General features: G+C 38.4%; 12 protein-coding genes. 3 read left to right on the forward strand and 9 right to left on the reverse strand.

Annotated elements, in window-relative coordinates:
* Positions 1-16 precede the first annotated feature (16 nt).
* The 5 genes from CDL10_RS08025 to CDL10_RS08045 form a co-directional block, all read right to left on the reverse strand.
* Positions 17-2,611: a DNA gyrase/topoisomerase IV subunit A gene (locus CDL10_RS08025; RefSeq protein ID WP_100678053.1), complete on the reverse strand. Its 2,595-nt coding sequence runs from the start codon at positions 2,609-2,611 to the stop codon at positions 17-19.
* A gap of 30 nt (positions 2,612-2,641) precedes the next feature.
* Positions 2,642-3,484: a hypothetical protein gene (locus CDL10_RS08030; RefSeq protein WP_100678054.1), complete on the reverse strand. Its 843-nt coding sequence runs from the start codon at positions 3,482-3,484 to the stop codon at positions 2,642-2,644.
* A gap of 47 nt (positions 3,485-3,531) precedes the next feature.
* Positions 3,532-5,406: a DNA topoisomerase IV subunit B gene (locus tag CDL10_RS08035; protein ID WP_100678686.1), complete on the reverse strand. Its 1,875-nt coding sequence runs from the start codon at positions 5,404-5,406 to the stop codon at positions 3,532-3,534.
* 76 nt (positions 5,407-5,482) lie between these two features.
* On the reverse strand, positions 5,483-6,409 hold the full coding sequence (locus CDL10_RS08040) for a YihY/virulence factor BrkB family protein (RefSeq protein WP_100678055.1): 927 nt from the start codon (positions 6,407-6,409) through the stop codon (positions 5,483-5,485).
* 6 nt (positions 6,410-6,415) lie between these two features.
* Entirely contained in the window at positions 6,416-7,075 is a 660-nt protein-coding gene (locus CDL10_RS08045) for a TIGR02117 family protein (RefSeq protein WP_100678056.1), read from the reverse strand.
* Between the two features lie 206 nt (positions 7,076-7,281).
* On the opposite strand from CDL10_RS08045, the gene uvrA reads away from it, so the two are divergent.
* Positions 7,282-10,110 carry an excinuclease ABC subunit UvrA gene (gene uvrA / locus CDL10_RS08050; protein ID WP_100678057.1) on the forward strand — a complete coding sequence of 943 codons (2,829 nt, stop codon included), beginning with the start codon at positions 7,282-7,284 and terminating at the stop codon, positions 10,108-10,110.
* A gap of 15 nt (positions 10,111-10,125) precedes the next feature.
* Complete coding sequence (locus CDL10_RS08055; protein ID WP_100678058.1) at positions 10,126-10,839, forward strand: LOG family protein; 714 nt, start codon at positions 10,126-10,128, stop codon at positions 10,837-10,839.
* 90 nt (positions 10,840-10,929) lie between these two features.
* Here the strand turns inward: CDL10_RS08055 and CDL10_RS08060 are convergent, their stop codons facing one another.
* Positions 10,930-11,322 carry an orotate phosphoribosyltransferase gene (locus CDL10_RS08060; RefSeq protein ID WP_100678059.1) on the reverse strand — a complete coding sequence of 131 codons (393 nt, stop codon included), beginning with the start codon at positions 11,320-11,322 and terminating at the stop codon, positions 10,930-10,932.
* Between the two features lie 10 nt (positions 11,323-11,332).
* Positions 11,333-11,974 (reverse strand): orotate phosphoribosyltransferase, encoded by a 642-nt coding sequence (gene pyrE, locus CDL10_RS08065; protein WP_100678060.1) that lies wholly within the window; start codon positions 11,972-11,974, stop codon positions 11,333-11,335.
* 7 nt (positions 11,975-11,981) lie between these two features.
* On the opposite strand from pyrE, the gene CDL10_RS08070 reads away from it, so the two are divergent.
* Positions 11,982-12,581, forward strand: coding sequence for an NUDIX hydrolase (locus CDL10_RS08070; RefSeq protein ID WP_100678687.1), 600 nt, complete (start codon positions 11,982-11,984; stop codon positions 12,579-12,581).
* A 74-nt stretch (positions 12,582-12,655) separates the two neighbouring features.
* On the opposite strand, the gene CDL10_RS08075 is transcribed toward CDL10_RS08070, so the two are convergent.
* Positions 12,656-14,308 (reverse strand): amino acid permease, encoded by a 1,653-nt coding sequence (locus CDL10_RS08075; protein WP_100678061.1) that lies wholly within the window; start codon positions 14,306-14,308, stop codon positions 12,656-12,658.
* Positions 14,309-14,314: 6 nt separating this feature from the next.
* Entirely contained in the window at positions 14,315-16,231 is a 1,917-nt protein-coding gene (locus CDL10_RS08080; RefSeq protein ID WP_100678062.1) for an amino acid permease, read from the reverse strand.
* Positions 16,232-16,485: the final 254 nt, after the last annotated feature.

The raw sequence follows: 16,485 nt of genomic DNA on the forward strand, positions 1-16,485 counted from the left end.
CTTGTTTTTCCTATTTTTATTCTAACTCAAAGCCCAGTTGTCCGTTTTCTATTTCCGGTTGTTCTTCTGCTTCCGGTTGAGGCGGCTCATACGGAATCGGTTCTAACAAATTGATATGCTTTACTTTATCAGCAGTCAACTGATTTCCTAAGGCTTTAATACCTTTTACTGAAATAAATTCTTCGATATTTATTTCCAAGTCTTCTTTTTGAACGCCTTTAACTTTGGCAAAAATCACTTCCGCTCTCGGAATATAATCTGTAGAAACAATTTCCAATCGCGTGTGTGGGTGCTCGGAAATAAATATTTCTTCTTTATTTTCATTTTCTATCACAAATCGTTTCACAAAATACCGCCCTTTTTCTCCTTCGTAATAAATCGCTGAAATTGGTTTTTCAGGAATCCATTTTTCAAGTACAATCATATCTTCATCAAAATGCGTGGTCAATTCCGGCATAATGGTTTTTATTTTACCACTTTGCGTGATTATCAGCAATTTATCTTCAGGTTTGAATTCGCCCAACAACTCGCCTCTTCCGTCCACATTCAGTCGGTTTACCGCATCATCAAACCATATTTTTCGAGGTTTGAGCGTCGATATTCCTTTTTCTTTCAGTTCGATTTTTTTAATCGGGTATTTGGTTACCTGATTACCTTTGGCACTTCGGCTTTTGATGTTTATTTCAGAAAAATCTATGTCAAATTTCAGCTTTCTGATATTGGTCAGGTTTCGCAGGAATATGGAAACCACCTCAGCTTCGCCATTCGGATTGGCTGAAAAATATAAAATTTGAGATCCTTTTTTCCCTTGTGTCAAATCATAAATTCTGTCACGAGTGATGGAAGAAACATTAAATCTTTTGATATAGGAAGTTCCGGATTTTCCGTCGCGGTAAATCAGGTTGTAAGTCGTCCGGTTATCGCCTTTGTTGAAAACCGCTACATGAATAATATCTTTTCCTACAAATTTTTTATCATCTACTTTGGTTACGACCATTTCGCCGCTTCGCATAAACACAATAATATCGTCAATGTCGGAACAGTCGGCTACGTATTCGTCTTTTCTCAGTGAAGTTCCAATGAATCCTTCCGCTCGATTTACATACAATTTCGTGTTTCTCAATACTACTTTCGTGGCTTCGATGGTGTCAAAATTACGCAGTTCCGTTTGGCGCTCCCTGCCTTTGCCATATTTCTCTTTCAACTTAATAAAATAATCGATCGCAAAATCAATGATATGAGCCAAATGATGTTTTACCTGAGCAATATCGCCTTCCAAAGCTTCCAATTTTTGCTGGGCTTTGCCCAAATCGTATTTGGAAATTTTCTTAATCCGGATTTCGGTTAATCGCACAATATCTTCCTCGGTAACAGGTCTTTTCAAATGTGTAATATAAGGTTTTAGCCCTTCGTCAATCGCTTTGATTACACCTTCCCAGGTTTCTTCTTCCTCGATATCGTGATAAATTCTCTTTTCAATAAAAATCCGTTCGAGCGACAAAAAATGCCATTGTTCCTGCAATTCGTGTAATTCTATTTCCAGCTCTTGCCTGAGTAATTCCACTGTACGTTCTGTCGAGCGTCTCAAAATATCAGATACGCCAATAAAAACCGGTTTGTTATTCTCAATCACGCAGCCCAGCGGTGCAATCGACACTTCGCAGTTGGTAAACGCATATAACGCATCAATGGTTTTATCTGCTGACACGCCAGGCGGAAGAAGAATCAGAATTTCTACCTCAGCAGCAGTATTATCCTCGATTTTTTTAATTTTTATTTTTCCTTTTTCATTGGCTTTGATGATGCTTTCAATGAGGGAAGTCGTGTTGGTCGAAAATGGAATTTCCGAAATCAATAAAGTCGTTTTGTCTAATTGAGCTATTTTGGCACGTACTCTTACCCTACCGCCACGCATACCGTCGTTGTATGCAGATACATCAGCGATTCCTTTAGTCGGAAAGTCAGGATAAATGGTAAAAGGTTTTCCTTTCAAATGCTTGACAGATGCATCAATCAGTTCGTTGAAATTGTGTGGCAACAACTTGGTGGACAATCCCACGGCAATTCCTTCAGCCCCTTGAGCCAATAACAAAGGGAACTTTACCGGAAGATTAATCGGTTCGTTTTTCCTTCCGTCATACGATAGCTGCCAGGACGTGATTTTCGGCGAATACAATACTTCCAACGCAAATTTGCTCAACCTTGCTTCGATGTATCTCGGTGCAGCAGCTCCATCTCCGGTCAAGATATTTCCCCAGTTTCCTTGTGTGTCAATCAACAATTCTTTTTGTCCCATTTGCACCATAGCGTCACCAATACTGGCATCGCCATGTGGGTGGTACTGCATGGTGTGCCCTACCACATTGGCAACTTTGTTGTAACGCCCGTCATCTAACTCTTTCATCGAGTGCATAATACGACGCTGAACTGGTTTAAAACCATCTTCAATGGCAGGAACAGCACGCTCAAGAATTACATAGGAAGCGTAATCCAGAAACCACTCTTTGTACATTCCTGTAACTTTGGTAATGGTTTCGGAAGCGTTTTCTTGCGTTTCCTGATTGTCGGTATTTTCGTGTAATGAATCTTCGTAATGTTCTTCGTTGTTCATTATTTTTGTGTTGTTTAGCAGTTGAGAATTTTATTGGTTGATTTTTTTTTCATCAAGAGCCCATTTAATATATCCATTTAGAAGAGCAGACTCTTTAATAGATGAAGTAAGTAAAAATCTTTTGGGTAATAGTTTAATAAGAAATTGGTTAATTCTAAAGTTAAAAACAGGTTTATCTTTATTTCCTTCAATCAAAAACCAAGGTTGCCGATATGGATAGTAGTTGTATCCTTCGAAAACATAAGAATTATTGGTGGTTACTATTTCTATTTTAATTTTATCAATTGCATCCGTAATAACATAAGTATCTTCTTTTTTGCTTAATTCAATTAGGAATTTATTAAACTGAACTGTATCTTTTATTTTTTCAAAAAAAAATTCATTCATTTTATCAGTAGCTCTATTTAATTTCCATTTCAAATCGTTTTCCTTAGCAACCTTTTTTACTTTACTTTTCCGGGTTAGTTTACGAAACTTTTCTAAAGATAAATTCACGTCTGAATACGAAACTTTCCTATATTTAACAGATAGCTCTTCAATCAAGTTTAAAACTAATTCATTATCAATATTTTTATTGCGATAAATTATTTTCTCTCGTTCAGCTTCTGTCCATTCTTCATTTTTACGATATCGTCCTTTTAATTTAGTTCTTCTATAAATTTCAAGACCATATTTTTCGCTTTTATCATCAAAAGAAATTATATACTCATCTTGTTTTTTTCTGTAACTCTGCCCGGCCTTAGAAAATTTAGTTTTTCCTAAAGTTGATTGAATTAAAATACTGTCTATTGGTTTATTTTGATATAATATTTTTTGTCCAAATGAAGTAAAAGAAATCACTAAAACACCTAAAATTATATATAATTTTTTCATACTTCTAATTCCATTAAACTCAAATTCTTCCAAGTGTATTTTTATTCTTATAATATTTTTTCCAACAATTCTTCCTCCGTATCCAACTCCACTTTCAAATTATTAATGATAAACTCCTGACGGTCGGGCGTGTTTTTTCCCATATAAAACTCTAATAATTGTTCAATCGACATTGATTTATCAATCATTACGGGGTCTAAACGAATATCTTCGCCTATAAAATTTTTAAACTCATCGGGCGAAATTTCTCCCAATCCTTTAAATCGCGTGATTTCGGGTTTAGGTTTCAGTTCTTCAATCGCGGCTATGCGTTCTTCTTCCGAATAACAATAAATCGTTTTCTTTTTATTTCTTACTCTGAACAGCGGCGTTTGCAAAATATACAAATGTCCTTCTTTTATCAGTTCGGGGAAAAACTGCAAAAAGAAAGTAATCAGCAACAAACGAATATGCATTCCGTCCACGTCGGCATCGGTAGCAATCACAATATTGTTGTATCTCAAATCGTCCAAACCTTCTTCGATATCCAATGCCGATTGTAACAGGTTGAATTCCTCGTTTTCATATACGATTTTTTTTGTCATTCCGTAGGTATTCAACGGTTTTCCACGCAAGCTGAATACTGCTTGTGTATTGACATCGCGTGATTTTGTGATAGAGCCCGAAGCCGAATCTCCCTCGGTAATAAACAGCGTAGATTCCAGATATCTCGGGTCTTTAATTTTGGTAAAATGAACACGACAATCACGCAGTTTTTTGTTGTGCAAACTCGCTTTTTTGGCTCTTTCTTTCGCCAGTTTCCTGATGCCTGATAATTCTTTACGCTCCCGCTCTGCCTGCAATATTTTCCTCAATAAAGCATCGGCAGCCTCCTGATTCTGATGCAGATAATTATCGAGATTTGTTTTGATAAAATCGGTTACATAAGTCCGTACTGTCGGCAAATCGGGTCCCATATCGGTTGAACCTAATTTGGTTTTGGTCTGCGACTCGAAAACCGGTTCTTCCACCTTCACGGATATCGCTCCGATAATAGATTTCCGAATGTCTGAAGCTTCAAAATTTTTGTTGTAAAACTCTTTCACAGTCCGCACAATTCCTTCTCTGAAAGCCGCCAAGTGCGTTCCTCCCTGAGTGGTATTCTGCCCGTTAACGAAAGAATAATATTGCTCGGAATACTGCGTTTTGCTATGTGTCAAAGCGATTTCAATATCATTTCCGCTCAAATGAATAATCGGATAAAGCATTTCGTCGGCATCTATGTTTTCGCTTAATAAATCCTTCAATCCGTTTTCGGAAAAATATTTCTCGCCGTTAAAAACAATCGTTAATCCTCTGTTGAGGTAACAGTAATTTTTGAGCATTCGCTCAATATATTCTTTGCGGTATTTGTAGTTTTTAAAAATAGTTTCGTCGGCAACAAATGTTACTTTGGTACCACGGCGGCGTGAAGTTTCGACAACTTCCTCTTCTTTGACGAGATTTCCCTGAGCAAATTCAGCTCCTTTCAGCTGTCCGTCACGCACCGCCTCTACCCGAAAATAGGAAGAAAGTGCATTCACAGCTTTTGTACCAACGCCATTCAACCCGACAGATTTTTTAAAGGCTTTCGAGTCATATTTTCCTCCGGTATTCATCTTAGAAACCACATCAACCACTTTCCCTAACGGAATTCCTCGTCCGTAATCTCTCACTGTCACATGTTTGTCACGAAGAGTTACTTCAATGGTTTTTCCTGCCCCCATCACAAACTCGTCGATACTGTTATCGATGACTTCTTTTATCAGGATATAAATACCGTCATCGGGTGATGAACCGTCTCCTAATTTCCCGATATACATACCCGGTCGCATTCGAATATGTTCTTTCCAATCTAATGAGCGTATGTTGTCCTCTGTGTATTGTGAGGTGTTCTCTGACATATAAATTTTCTTTTGGGCTAATTTACTGCTTTTTAACGAAATTTGAAAATAAAAAAATGGGTATAATCTACTTGTTTCAGTCATTTTTCTTTGAGCCCATTTCGATAATTTCTTCGTTATATTTTACCCGGACTGCATAGCTGTTTGGACCGATTGGTTTTCCGAATAATTCCGAATAATTTTTGGTAAATATTGCCCCGAAATAGAATATTATGGCAGAATAATATACCCAAATCAACAACACCAATACCGAGCCTGCCGTTCCGTATAATCCGTCTTTAGGCGAATTGGCAATATAGAAATTGATTCCCCATTTTCCAGCCATAAATAAAAGTGCCGTAAAGCAAGCTCCGACCAAGGTCTCTTTCCAACGCAATCGCCCGTCGGGTAAGGTTTTAAACAAAAAAGAAAATAAGGTTACGATAACTACAAATACCACCAATTTGTCTATCAGAGAGGTCAGATGAAAAACATCTTCCTCGAATAAAGCAATTATTTCTTCCTGTAAAAACTGTAATAATGTAGTCAGTATTAATGTAGCCACCATAATGGTTCCGAGCAGTAAAATCATAGCAAAAGACAACAACCTTTTCCGGATAATTGTGAGCCAGGCTTTTTTTGTGTTGGCTTTGAGTTTCCAAATGCTGTTCAGGCTACTTTGTATTTCGCCAAACATCGCTGATGCGGTAAAAAACAAAATTCCCACCCCGATAATCGTAGCCAAAATGCTGTTGTTATTTATCGACATTTTCAAAACCGAATCGGCTAATTGCATAGCGGTTTCTTCGCCAAACAAATAAGTCATCTGTTCATAAAATTCTTCTCTGGCGGTATGTTCCCCGAAAAAACGTGCGGCAATAGAAACTACTAGAATTGCCAAAGGTGGAAACGAAAATACGGTGTAATATGACAATGACGCACTGAGTTTCATTCCGTCTTCGTCCAAAAAATCATTGATGGTTTTGGTAAATAACTGAATGGTTTTCTTTATATCTGTCCTCATAAATTTCTATTGATAATGGTAAAATATACCGAAGTCAAACAATGTAAACAAAGCTGATTTCTGATGACCTGCTTTTAAAACATTATTTGCCCACGTATTGCAGGTTTTAAATAAGTGATAACTGCCTTTAGCTTCATAAAACACGTCGTTTGGTCCGTAATTCTGGTCTGTTTGAATAAGCCTGAAATGATTTTCTTTCTGTTGAAAAGTTTCAGCAACATAACGGCACATTTTCAAATAATTTTCCTGTGATATGCGGATTGCTACACAATTTTCATTTTCAGACATTTGGCGGTAATAGGTTACGTGCATCGCTGATTTGCTCAGCCCGGTTACTGCCCGAAAAGCGGTTTTGAATTTCAAATCTTTCCATTCGGGAGTATCCAGATAAAATCCTTTGTCGCCCCAGCCTAATGCTACCCAATCTGGATTTTGTATCTGCGAAGGTGTATCGTTTGTATCCAGATAATGGCTCCAATCAAACGTTTCGGAAATATACGGAAAAACCAAATCGGTGTGCACGCCATTCGTTAAGATATAAACAGTAACTGCCGGATTCTCGTCTTTTTGACTATTCACAGGAATCAAAGCAAGTAAAAGTGTAATCAGCACATATCCTATTGGTATTCCTATCAAAATCCCTATCCATTTGAACAGCTTTTTCATCAATTATCTTGTTTTTGCTATCAAAAATACGAAAAAAAGGCTAATGAGCGATTAGGCAAAAGCCATTAGCTATCTGAAACAAAAAAGCAAACTTAAACAATGTGTACAAACCCTGCAGGTTTCTTCCGACACCGAACTTGAAACAAAAGAAACCTGAAACAAATAATCCTGTCGAAAAATCGTATATTTGTAGTTTTGACTTTTATATGCAAAAATTGGAAGATAATATTGAAGTATATGGTGCCAGAGAGCACAATCTTAAAAATATAAACATCAGCATTCCACGGGAAAAACTCGTGGTTATCACAGGACTTTCCGGCTCGGGAAAATCTTCTTTGGCGTTTGATACTATTTATGCCGAAGGTCAGCGGAGGTATATCGAAACATTTACTTCATATGCCCGTCAGTTTCTTGGTGGTTTGGAGCGTCCGGACGTGGACAAAATAGACGGATTGTCGCCGGTTATTGCCATTGAACAAAAAACGACCAACAAAAGTCCGCGTTCGACTGTGGGCACAGTTACTGAAATCTATGATTTTATCCGGTTGCTATATGCTCGTGCCGGAGAGGCTTACAGTTATATCACAGGCGAAAAAATGGTCAGTTATTCTGATGAACAAATCATTGAACTGATTATACAAGAATATGATAATCAACGCATAAACATATTAGCCCCTGTCGTAAGAGCCCGGAAAGGACATTACCGCGAACTGTTTGAACAAATCGCCAAACAAGGCTTTGTAAAAGTGCGAATTGATGGCGAAATTACCGACATTACGCGAGGAATGAAGGTGGACAGATACAAAACTCACGACATCGAAATTGTCATTGACCGATTACAGATTAAAAACAATGAAGAAACAACCAAAAGGCTCAACGAAACCATCAAAACCGCTATGGATTTTGGTGATAATATCCTGATGGTTGTTCCGCACGAAAGCACTGCCGGACGTTATTTCAGCCGGGATTTGATGTGTCCGACTTCCGGAATTTCCTACCCTGTTCCAGAGCCCAACAGTTTTTCTTTCAACTCGCCCAAAGGGGCCTGTCCAAAATGTAACGGACTGGGTGTGGTCAACGAAATTAACCTGAATAAAATTATTCCCGACGATAAAGTATCTATTAAAAAGGGAGGATTTGTTCCGTTGGGAGAACAAAAAAGTAGCTGGATTTTCAAACAACTGGAAATCATCGGGCAAAAATATGATTTTAAACTCAGTGACCCGATAGCCGATATTCCTGAAGAAGCTATGCAGATTATCCTGTATGGCGGAAAGGAAAGTTTTTCTGTTAAATCTGAAATTTTAGGCATAACCAAAGATTATAAAATTGATTTTGAAGGAATTGCCAATTTTATATTGAGTCAATATGAAAGTTCAGAATCAAGGTCTATCAAAAGATGGGCGAAAGATTTCATGGACGAAAAAACTTGTCCGGAATGCCACGGAAGCCGATTGCGGAAAGAATCGCTTTATTTCAAAATAGGCAATAAGAATATGGGCGATATCGTGGATATGGATTTAGAATCACTCCAAGATTGGTTCATCAATATTCCTAAAAAACTCAACAAAAAGCAAACAGAAATCGCTCGGGAAATCCTCAAAGAAATTACTGCCCGATTGTCATTTTTACTCGATGTCGGACTGAATTATCTCTCGCTAAATCGCAGTTCACGTTCCCTTTCGGGCGGCGAGGCACAGCGAATTCGTTTGGCAACGCAAATCGGGTCGCAGCTTGTCGGTGTGCTGTATATTTTGGACGAACCCAGCATCGGATTACATCAACGAGATAACGAAAAACTGATTCGTTCATTGGAACAATTACGCGACATCGGCAACTCGGTTTTGGTTGTCGAGCACGACCAGGATATGATTGAATGTGCTGATTATGTTATTGATATTGGTCCGCGGGCAGGAAGAAACGGTGGGGAAATCATCAGTGCCGGAACGCCAGCAGAACTGATGAAAAAAGACACGCTCACAGCGGATTATCTGAACGGAAAAAGAAAAATAGAAATTCCGGAAAAACGTCGTTCCGGCAACGGGCATACGTTAAAACTAACCGGAGCAAAAGGGAATAACCTCAAAAATGTGACTGCCACTTTCCCGCTCAGTACGCTGATTTGTGTGACTGGTGTTTCGGGTTCAGGCAAATCCACATTGATTAACGAAACGCTTTATCCGATACTCAACCAGCATTTTTTCAAAGCGGTCAAAGAACCTCTCGAATACAAAAAAATAGAAGGTTTGGAACATATCGACAAAGTAATCGGTATCGACCAAAGTCCTATCGGACGTACGCCACGTTCTAACCCGGCCACTTACACCGATGTATTTACAGAAATCCGAAGCTTGTTTGCCAAAGTTCCCGAGGCATCTATCAGAGGTTACAAACCGGGGCGTTTTAGTTTTAATGTAAAAGGCGGTCGTTGTGAAACCTGTGAAGGTTCAGGATTGCGAACCATCGAAATGGGATTTTTACCCGATATTTATGTGGAATGTGAAACCTGTCAGGGAAAACGGTTTAATCGTGAAACACTCGAAATCCGGTACAAAGGAAAATCCATCGCCGATGTACTTAGCATGACCATTAACGAATCGGTGGAATTTTTTGAAAGCATTCCAAAAATATACCGAAAAGTAAAAACTATCCAGGACGTAGGATTAGGCTATATCACACTTGGACAGCAAAGTACGACACTATCAGGCGGTGAAGCCCAACGCATCAAACTGGCAGCCGAATTATCCAAAAAAGATACCGGAAATACTTTTTATATTTTAGATGAACCTACAACAGGCTTACATTTTGAAGATATTAAAGTGCTGATGGAAGTGATTCAGAAACTGGTAGATAAAGGAAATACTGTATTGATTATCGAACACAATCTCGATGTCGTCAAAATGGCAGATTATCTGATAGATATTGGTCCTGAAGGTGGAAAAAAAGGTGGAAAAATTGTAGCAGAAGGTACACCGGAAGAAGTTGCCAAAAACAAAGAAAGTTATACTGCCAGATTTTTACGTAAATTACTATAAATTAATTTTTTATATATGGAAAATAACAGTGAAGAAAAAATAAAAGAAAGTTTTCAGCAGAAAACCTGGAGCGAAATAAAGTCAAATGATTCCTGGGCAATTTTCAAAATCATGTCCGAATTTGTTAACGGCTATGAATCGATGGCACGTATCGGTCCGTCTATATCGATATTCGGTTCGGCACGGACAACACCAGACGATAAATATTACCAGTTAGCTGAAGAAATCGCATACAAAATCAGCCAGCATGGGTTTGGTGTGATTACAGGCGGAGGCCCCGGAATCATGGAAGCCGGTAACAAAGGGGCACATCTCGGTAAAGGAGCTTCAATCGGGCTTAATATTCAACTGCCTTTCGAGCAGCATTTTAATCCTTATATCGACGGGGACAAAAACCTTCAGTTTGATTACTTTTTCGTGAGAAAGGTTATGTTTGTCAAATATTCACAAGGTTTTGTGGTTATGCCGGGCGGATTCGGTACACTCGACGAATTGTTTGAAGCAATTACACTTATCCAGACTAACAAAACCGGTAAATTTCCGATTATTCTTGTAGGTAGTGAGTTCTGGGGTGGTTTGATTGATTGGTTCAAAGCTGTTTTGCGTGATAAATATGCCACTATTTCTCCGGAAGATATGGATTTGATAAAACTGGTTGATACCTCAGACGAAGTGATTGAAATTATTAATTCATTCTACAAGAAATACAATCTTAGTCCGAATTTCTAATCTACTTTTTTTATTAACCACAAAGACACAGCGTACACAAAATTATTTTTCTGTGTACTTTGTGTCTCTGTGGTAAAAAATTATCTATTTTTATAGCTTGTGCATATTTTCCACTAAAGTTTCTATGAATTTGCTGATGGGACCTTTTATCATCATGCCCATCATGGCATTGAATTCGCCTTCAAAAAATAGCTGCACATCGCTGTTATCAGCGTCGATTTCATCAATCTTAGCAGTAAGTGTAAATGGTAATTTACTGCTTGCTGCTCCGAGAACAACCTCATTATTAGGTGTCGCCGATTTTTTCACCAATTTTATTTCTGGCATTCCTTTGAGTCCGAACACAAAGCAATTTTCATCAATAACCTCAAACTTGGAAGTATTTTCTGGCATCAGTTTTTCAAAATTTTTGATTTCCGTGAGGTTTTCAAAAATGTATTGAGCAGAGTGATTGACTGTTTTTTTTGAACTTTCTAATTGCATAATTTTCGATTTATTGGTTCCATTCTGCCGGATTGGTACGCCATATTTTCAGCGTTTCTTCATCTTCCGGCTGAACATAATTTTGCTTAACCGCCTGCTGGATTAATGTTTCGTAATTGCTCAGGGTATAAAGTGTAGTTCCGGATTGTATAAAATTATCATCAGCAATTTGAAAACCGTAGCTGAAAATCGCAGCCATACCAATTATTTCGGCTTGATTTTCCCGCAAAGCTTCTACCGCCTGCAAGCTACTTTTCCCGGTACTGATAAGATCTTCAATAACGATTACTTTCTGGTTAGGTTCCAGGTGTCCTTCAATTTGATTTTTCCGACCGTGTTTTTTCGGTTCAGGTCTAACATATACAAATGGCAAACCGAGTGCTTCGGCAACCAAAAGTCCAATTCCGATGGCTCCGGTAGCAACTCCGGCAATAACATCGGGTTTCCCAAATTTTTCTATTATATTTGTAGCAAATTGATTTTGAATATAGCGACGAATTTCAGGATAAGAAAGCGTTATTCTGTTATCACAATAAATAGGTGATTTCCAACCTGATGCCCAAGTAAAGGGTTCGTTTGGATTAAGCTTAATTGCATTGATTTCCAAAAGCAATTCGGCTGTTTTCTGAGCTGTGTTATCATTAAATATCATAATGCAAATGTATAAAGTTTTTATCAACAATAAACCATTAATTTTAACAGACAGTATCGAAAAAGAAACTGATTTTAAAATTTTCTTGTTAGAGACCGCTGATATTCAAAAAATCATCAAAGGTTTTTATCAGGACAAATATACCAAAGCTATTTTATACCACCCTGATGAAAGCCAGTTATACAAAAAATTTAAGGAAAAAATAACGGTTAATAAAGCTGCCGGCGGATTGGTTTTTAATGATGAAGGAAAAATGCTTTTTATTCATCGTAATGGCAAGTGGGATTTACCCAAAGGCGGCATAGAAAAAAATGAAGAATTACAGGAAACTGCTATCCGGGAAGTGGAAGAAGAAACCGGAGTGAGCGGTCTGGAAATCGAACATAAACTGAAAAAAACCTACCATGTTTTTAAACGAAATGGCGAATTCCGCTTGAAAATCACACACTGGTATCTGATGAAAACCAACTACAACGGTGTGTTGCAGCCTCAAACTGAAGAGGGCATCGACAAAGCCGTTTGGTTAGACAAAGAACAAACCGAAATCGCTCTTCGGAATTCCTATGAAAATATCAAAAGTATTTTTGATGATGAGGATTTGTTATGAAATAACATCTATGTTCATACATAATAAAAAGAGTTGAGGTTAACCTCAACTCTTTTTTCTCTATAACAATCTGCTTATCGTTTGTCTCTAATATATGTATAGATAAAATAAATAATATGTAAGGTAGAAAATACCAGTGAAAAGATATACAAAACCATATCTTTCCCGTTCGTATCATGATGATGGATTAACGCTACAACAATTAAAACGATACTTAAAATAATAGTAATTAAACTCAGGATTTTTTTGTCTTTCAGAAAAGTTCCGGTACTGGACTTTCGGCTGTGTCGCATTCCGTAGAAGAAATAAACATCTAATCCGATTAACATCCAAACGATTAATCGTACCCAGGTGTCTAACGGCAAAAATGCCATCATAAAAAAGCAAACTAAAATACCTAACACCGGTACAAAAGGAACCAAAGGTGTCCGGAACCCTCTTGGTGCATCAGGCATAGTTTTTCGCATAATCAATACGCCCATACAGACTAAGATGAAAGCAAAAAGTGTTCCTATACTGGTCATTTCCCCCACCACATTACCGGGAACGAATGCTGCGAACAAACTTACAAACACCAGAAAAAACATATTTGCCTTAAACGGCGTCTGAAATTTCGGGTGGATATTAGAAAAAACCTTAGGTAAAAGTCCGTCTTTACTCATAGAATAAAAAACACGGCTTTGTCCGAGAAGCAACACGAGAATTACGGACGCATACCCTAATAATATCGCTATGATAATCATATTATTCAGCCACGGATAAGCTGGCGTAATCAAGCCGTCTGCTCCCATTTCTCCCATATTCTGAATCGCGATAGCCACCGGTGCTAAATGGCTGCCGGCTTCTGCAGACACAAATTCTTTGTAATCTACCACACCAGTCATTACATAAGCAAAGGCTACATATAATACTGTACATATAATTAATGAACCCAAAATACCAATCGGCATGGCTTTTTTAGGGTTTTTGGTTTCCTGTGCAGCCGTACTTACAGCGTCAAAACCAATATAGGCGAAAAACACAATCGCTGCCCCGCGTATTATTCCGGAAAAGCCAAATTCTCCAAAGTTTCCGGTATTTTCAGGAATAAAAGGGGTATGATTTTGCGTATCCACATATTTCAGTCCGACAAAAATAAAAACCAATACAATCGCTACCTTAAGTATTACAATAATGGTATTTACCAAAGCAGATTCGCTGGTTCCTTTTACCAATACCAATGACATCATAACCACGATGAACACTGCAGGAAGGTTGAACCAGCCGCCTTCAAACGGTGTGGTCAATAATTCAGGAGGCAAATAATACCCATAATTTTGTAATAATGCGTCCAGATATCCCGACCAGCTTGATGCTACGGTTGCCGCACCAACGGCATATTCCAATACCAAATCCCAGCCGATAACCCAGGCAATAAATTCTCCCATTGTCGCATAAGAATAGGTGTAGGCACTACCCGCGACCGGAATCATCGAGGCAAATTCAGCATAGCACAAACCCGCCAAAGCACAACCTAATGCGGCAACCACAAAGGATATCATAATGGACGGCCCGGCAAAATTTCCTGCCGCCATACCGGTTATCGAAAATAATCCGGCTCCGATAACTGCCCCGACGCCCAAAGCAACCAAGCCCCATGGTCCGAAAGTTTTTTTCAAACTTCCCTCGCCGGTAGCATTAGCTTCGGTTAATAATTCATTCAGAGGTTTTCTGGAAAAAATACTCATAATCGTTTAATTTTTGTTAGTATTTAGTTTGCTATGTTTCAAAGAAAAAGAAAAATATATGATTAACCCGACAATCAGCCAGATGCTGAAATATATCCAGTTCCAAATCGTCAGTTCCGCCATCATGTAGATACAACAGGTTAGTCCGAGTAATGGAATTAACGATAAATTCTTGCGATATGCCCAAACGGTTAAACCGATTAAGCCAATAATAAACAGCCACATCGGAATTTTATGCTGAAACAATGCAAATCCTGTGGTGTATTTTTTTACATCTGAAATTGGTAAATCAACCACTAATTGTTCATATTCAACTTGGTCACTGCTATATATTTCCGATAAAAATTCTTCGGTATCAAAAGCGGTTTTATCCGTTTGTAAATTTTTATTATACAGATAATCAGACACTTTTCGGGATTCGTCCAAACTAAAAGAAGTAACCAAAGTTGTAGGTTCACTGATTTGCGGCGTGTTGTTGACGAATTGTAACGTTTTTTCCCGGTTTACCGTAAACGACAGTATCAAACCAACAATCAGCATAGCCGGAAAAATATACCGGGCATTGATATACGGCGTTCTGAAAGTTCCGCGTGGAATATCTTTGTCCTGCAAAATCAAAACTCCTGCACAAACTACCGAAAAAGCAAATAAAGTCCCGATACTGCACAAGTCTGTAACCGTCGTAAGATTGAGAAACAAAGCCGGAACAGCAACGACAAATCCGGTTACGATAGTTGCAAACGAAGGTGTTTTATATTTCGGGTGGATTTTCGCAAAACGTTTCGGAAGTAATCCGTCGCGGCTCATGCTCATCCATATTCTGGGTTGTCCCATCTGGAAAACCAATAACACACTCGCCATCGCCACAACGGCACTCACAGCGATAATTCCAGACAACCATTTGAGGTTAAGCTCTTTAAATACATACGCCAATGGGTCGCCAACGCCCAGCATCGAATAATTGACCATACCAGTCAGTACCAAAGCAATTGCAATATACAACACTGTGCAAATGACAATCGCCCACATCATTCCTCTGGGTAAATCTCGTTGTGGATTTTTACATTCCTCCGCCGTAGTGGAAATCGCATCAAAACCGATGTAGGCAAAAAACACTGCCGATACACCTTTCAAAACCCCTTCGAGTCCGTTGGGTGCAAACGGATTCCAGTTGGTTGTATCTACATAAAAAATCCCGACAGCGATAACCAGCAACACTACCGCCATCTTGATGATAACCATGGCATTACTTGCGTTTCTGGATTCTTTCATACCTTTATAAACCAGCCACGTAATCAATATAATGATTCCCAAAGCCGGAATATCTGCCACGAAATGAAAGCCGAAAAGCTGAGGCGATTCTGTCCATGCCTGATGAGCATATTGCAAATTGAGTGGCAAATTATCAAAAGATTTTCCCGAACGCATCAAAGCCTCAGCATTGTGAAAACCGTTGTATGCCGACAGATAATCCATCTGAATCCATTGCGGCAGATGCAGTCCTCCTGTTTCGAGCAACCCAGTAAAATAATCACTCCACGAAATCGCCAAAGTGATATTTCCGATGGCATATTCCATAATCAACGCCCAGCCGATAATCCATGCGATAATTTCGCCAAATGCGACATAAGAATACGTATAAGCACTTCCGGAAACCGGCACCATTGAGGCAAATTCGGCATAGGCAAAAGCGGTAAAACCGCACGCCAACCCGGTAAACATAAACAGAAAAATAACCGCCGGACCACCATCTGCACTCGCCTGCCCTATCGTACTGAAAACGCCTGCTCCAACAATGGCAGCAATACCGAAAAATATCAAATCTTTGAGGGTTAAATATCTGCCCAGTGAAGCATCGCCGGAATTTTGTTTATTTAAGTCTGCAATGATATTGTTAACGGTCTTTTTTCTGAATAAATTCATATATTTTTGTTCATTAATGGCTTTGAATTCTCTAAAGTATAGAAAAAAAGGAACATCAAATGATATATCTGAGAAAAAATATTAAATATTTATTAACAGTTATCAAACCGGATAATTGCTGTTTTTGACTTATTTTTATAGTTGGTATATGATATTTATTTATGACTCAATTATTTACATCACAACCATAACAAATAACTATATAAAATAGTAGTTTATATAAATTAAATTGATAACACTATAATAAATAACAA

This window comes from Avrilella dinanensis, assembly GCF_002807015.1.
GTDB lineage: Bacteria > Bacteroidota > Bacteroidia > Flavobacteriales > Flavobacteriaceae > Flavobacterium > Flavobacterium dinanensis.

What these genes read in the sequence shown, in the direction of transcription:
- CDL10_RS08025 (WP_100678053.1), bottom strand. Translation starts at nt 2,611, where the DNA reads ATGAACAACGAAGAACATTACGAAGATTCATTACACGAAAATACCGAC.
- CDL10_RS08030 (WP_100678054.1), bottom strand. Translation starts at nt 3,484, where the DNA reads ATGAAAAAATTATATATAATTTTAGGTGTTTTAGTGATTTCTTTTACT.
- CDL10_RS08035 (WP_100678686.1), bottom strand. Translation starts at nt 5,406, where the DNA reads ATGTCAGAGAACACCTCACAATACACAGAGGACAACATACGCTCATTA.
- CDL10_RS08040 (WP_100678055.1), bottom strand. Translation starts at nt 6,409, where the DNA reads ATGAGGACAGATATAAAGAAAACCATTCAGTTATTTACCAAAACCATC.
- CDL10_RS08045 (WP_100678056.1), bottom strand. Translation starts at nt 7,075, where the DNA reads ATGAAAAAGCTGTTCAAATGGATAGGGATTTTGATAGGAATACCAATA.
- uvrA (WP_100678057.1), top strand. Translation starts at nt 7,282, where the DNA reads ATGCAAAAATTGGAAGATAATATTGAAGTATATGGTGCCAGAGAGCAC.
- CDL10_RS08055 (WP_100678058.1), top strand. Translation starts at nt 10,126, where the DNA reads ATGGAAAATAACAGTGAAGAAAAAATAAAAGAAAGTTTTCAGCAGAAA.
- CDL10_RS08060 (WP_100678059.1), bottom strand. Translation starts at nt 11,322, where the DNA reads ATGCAATTAGAAAGTTCAAAAAAAACAGTCAATCACTCTGCTCAATAC.
- pyrE (WP_100678060.1), bottom strand. Translation starts at nt 11,974, where the DNA reads ATGATATTTAATGATAACACAGCTCAGAAAACAGCCGAATTGCTTTTG.
- CDL10_RS08070 (WP_100678687.1), top strand. Translation starts at nt 11,982, where the DNA reads ATGTATAAAGTTTTTATCAACAATAAACCATTAATTTTAACAGACAGT.
- CDL10_RS08075 (WP_100678061.1), bottom strand. Translation starts at nt 14,308, where the DNA reads ATGAGTATTTTTTCCAGAAAACCTCTGAATGAATTATTAACCGAAGCT.
- CDL10_RS08080 (WP_100678062.1), bottom strand. Translation starts at nt 16,231, where the DNA reads ATGAATTTATTCAGAAAAAAGACCGTTAACAATATCATTGCAGACTTA.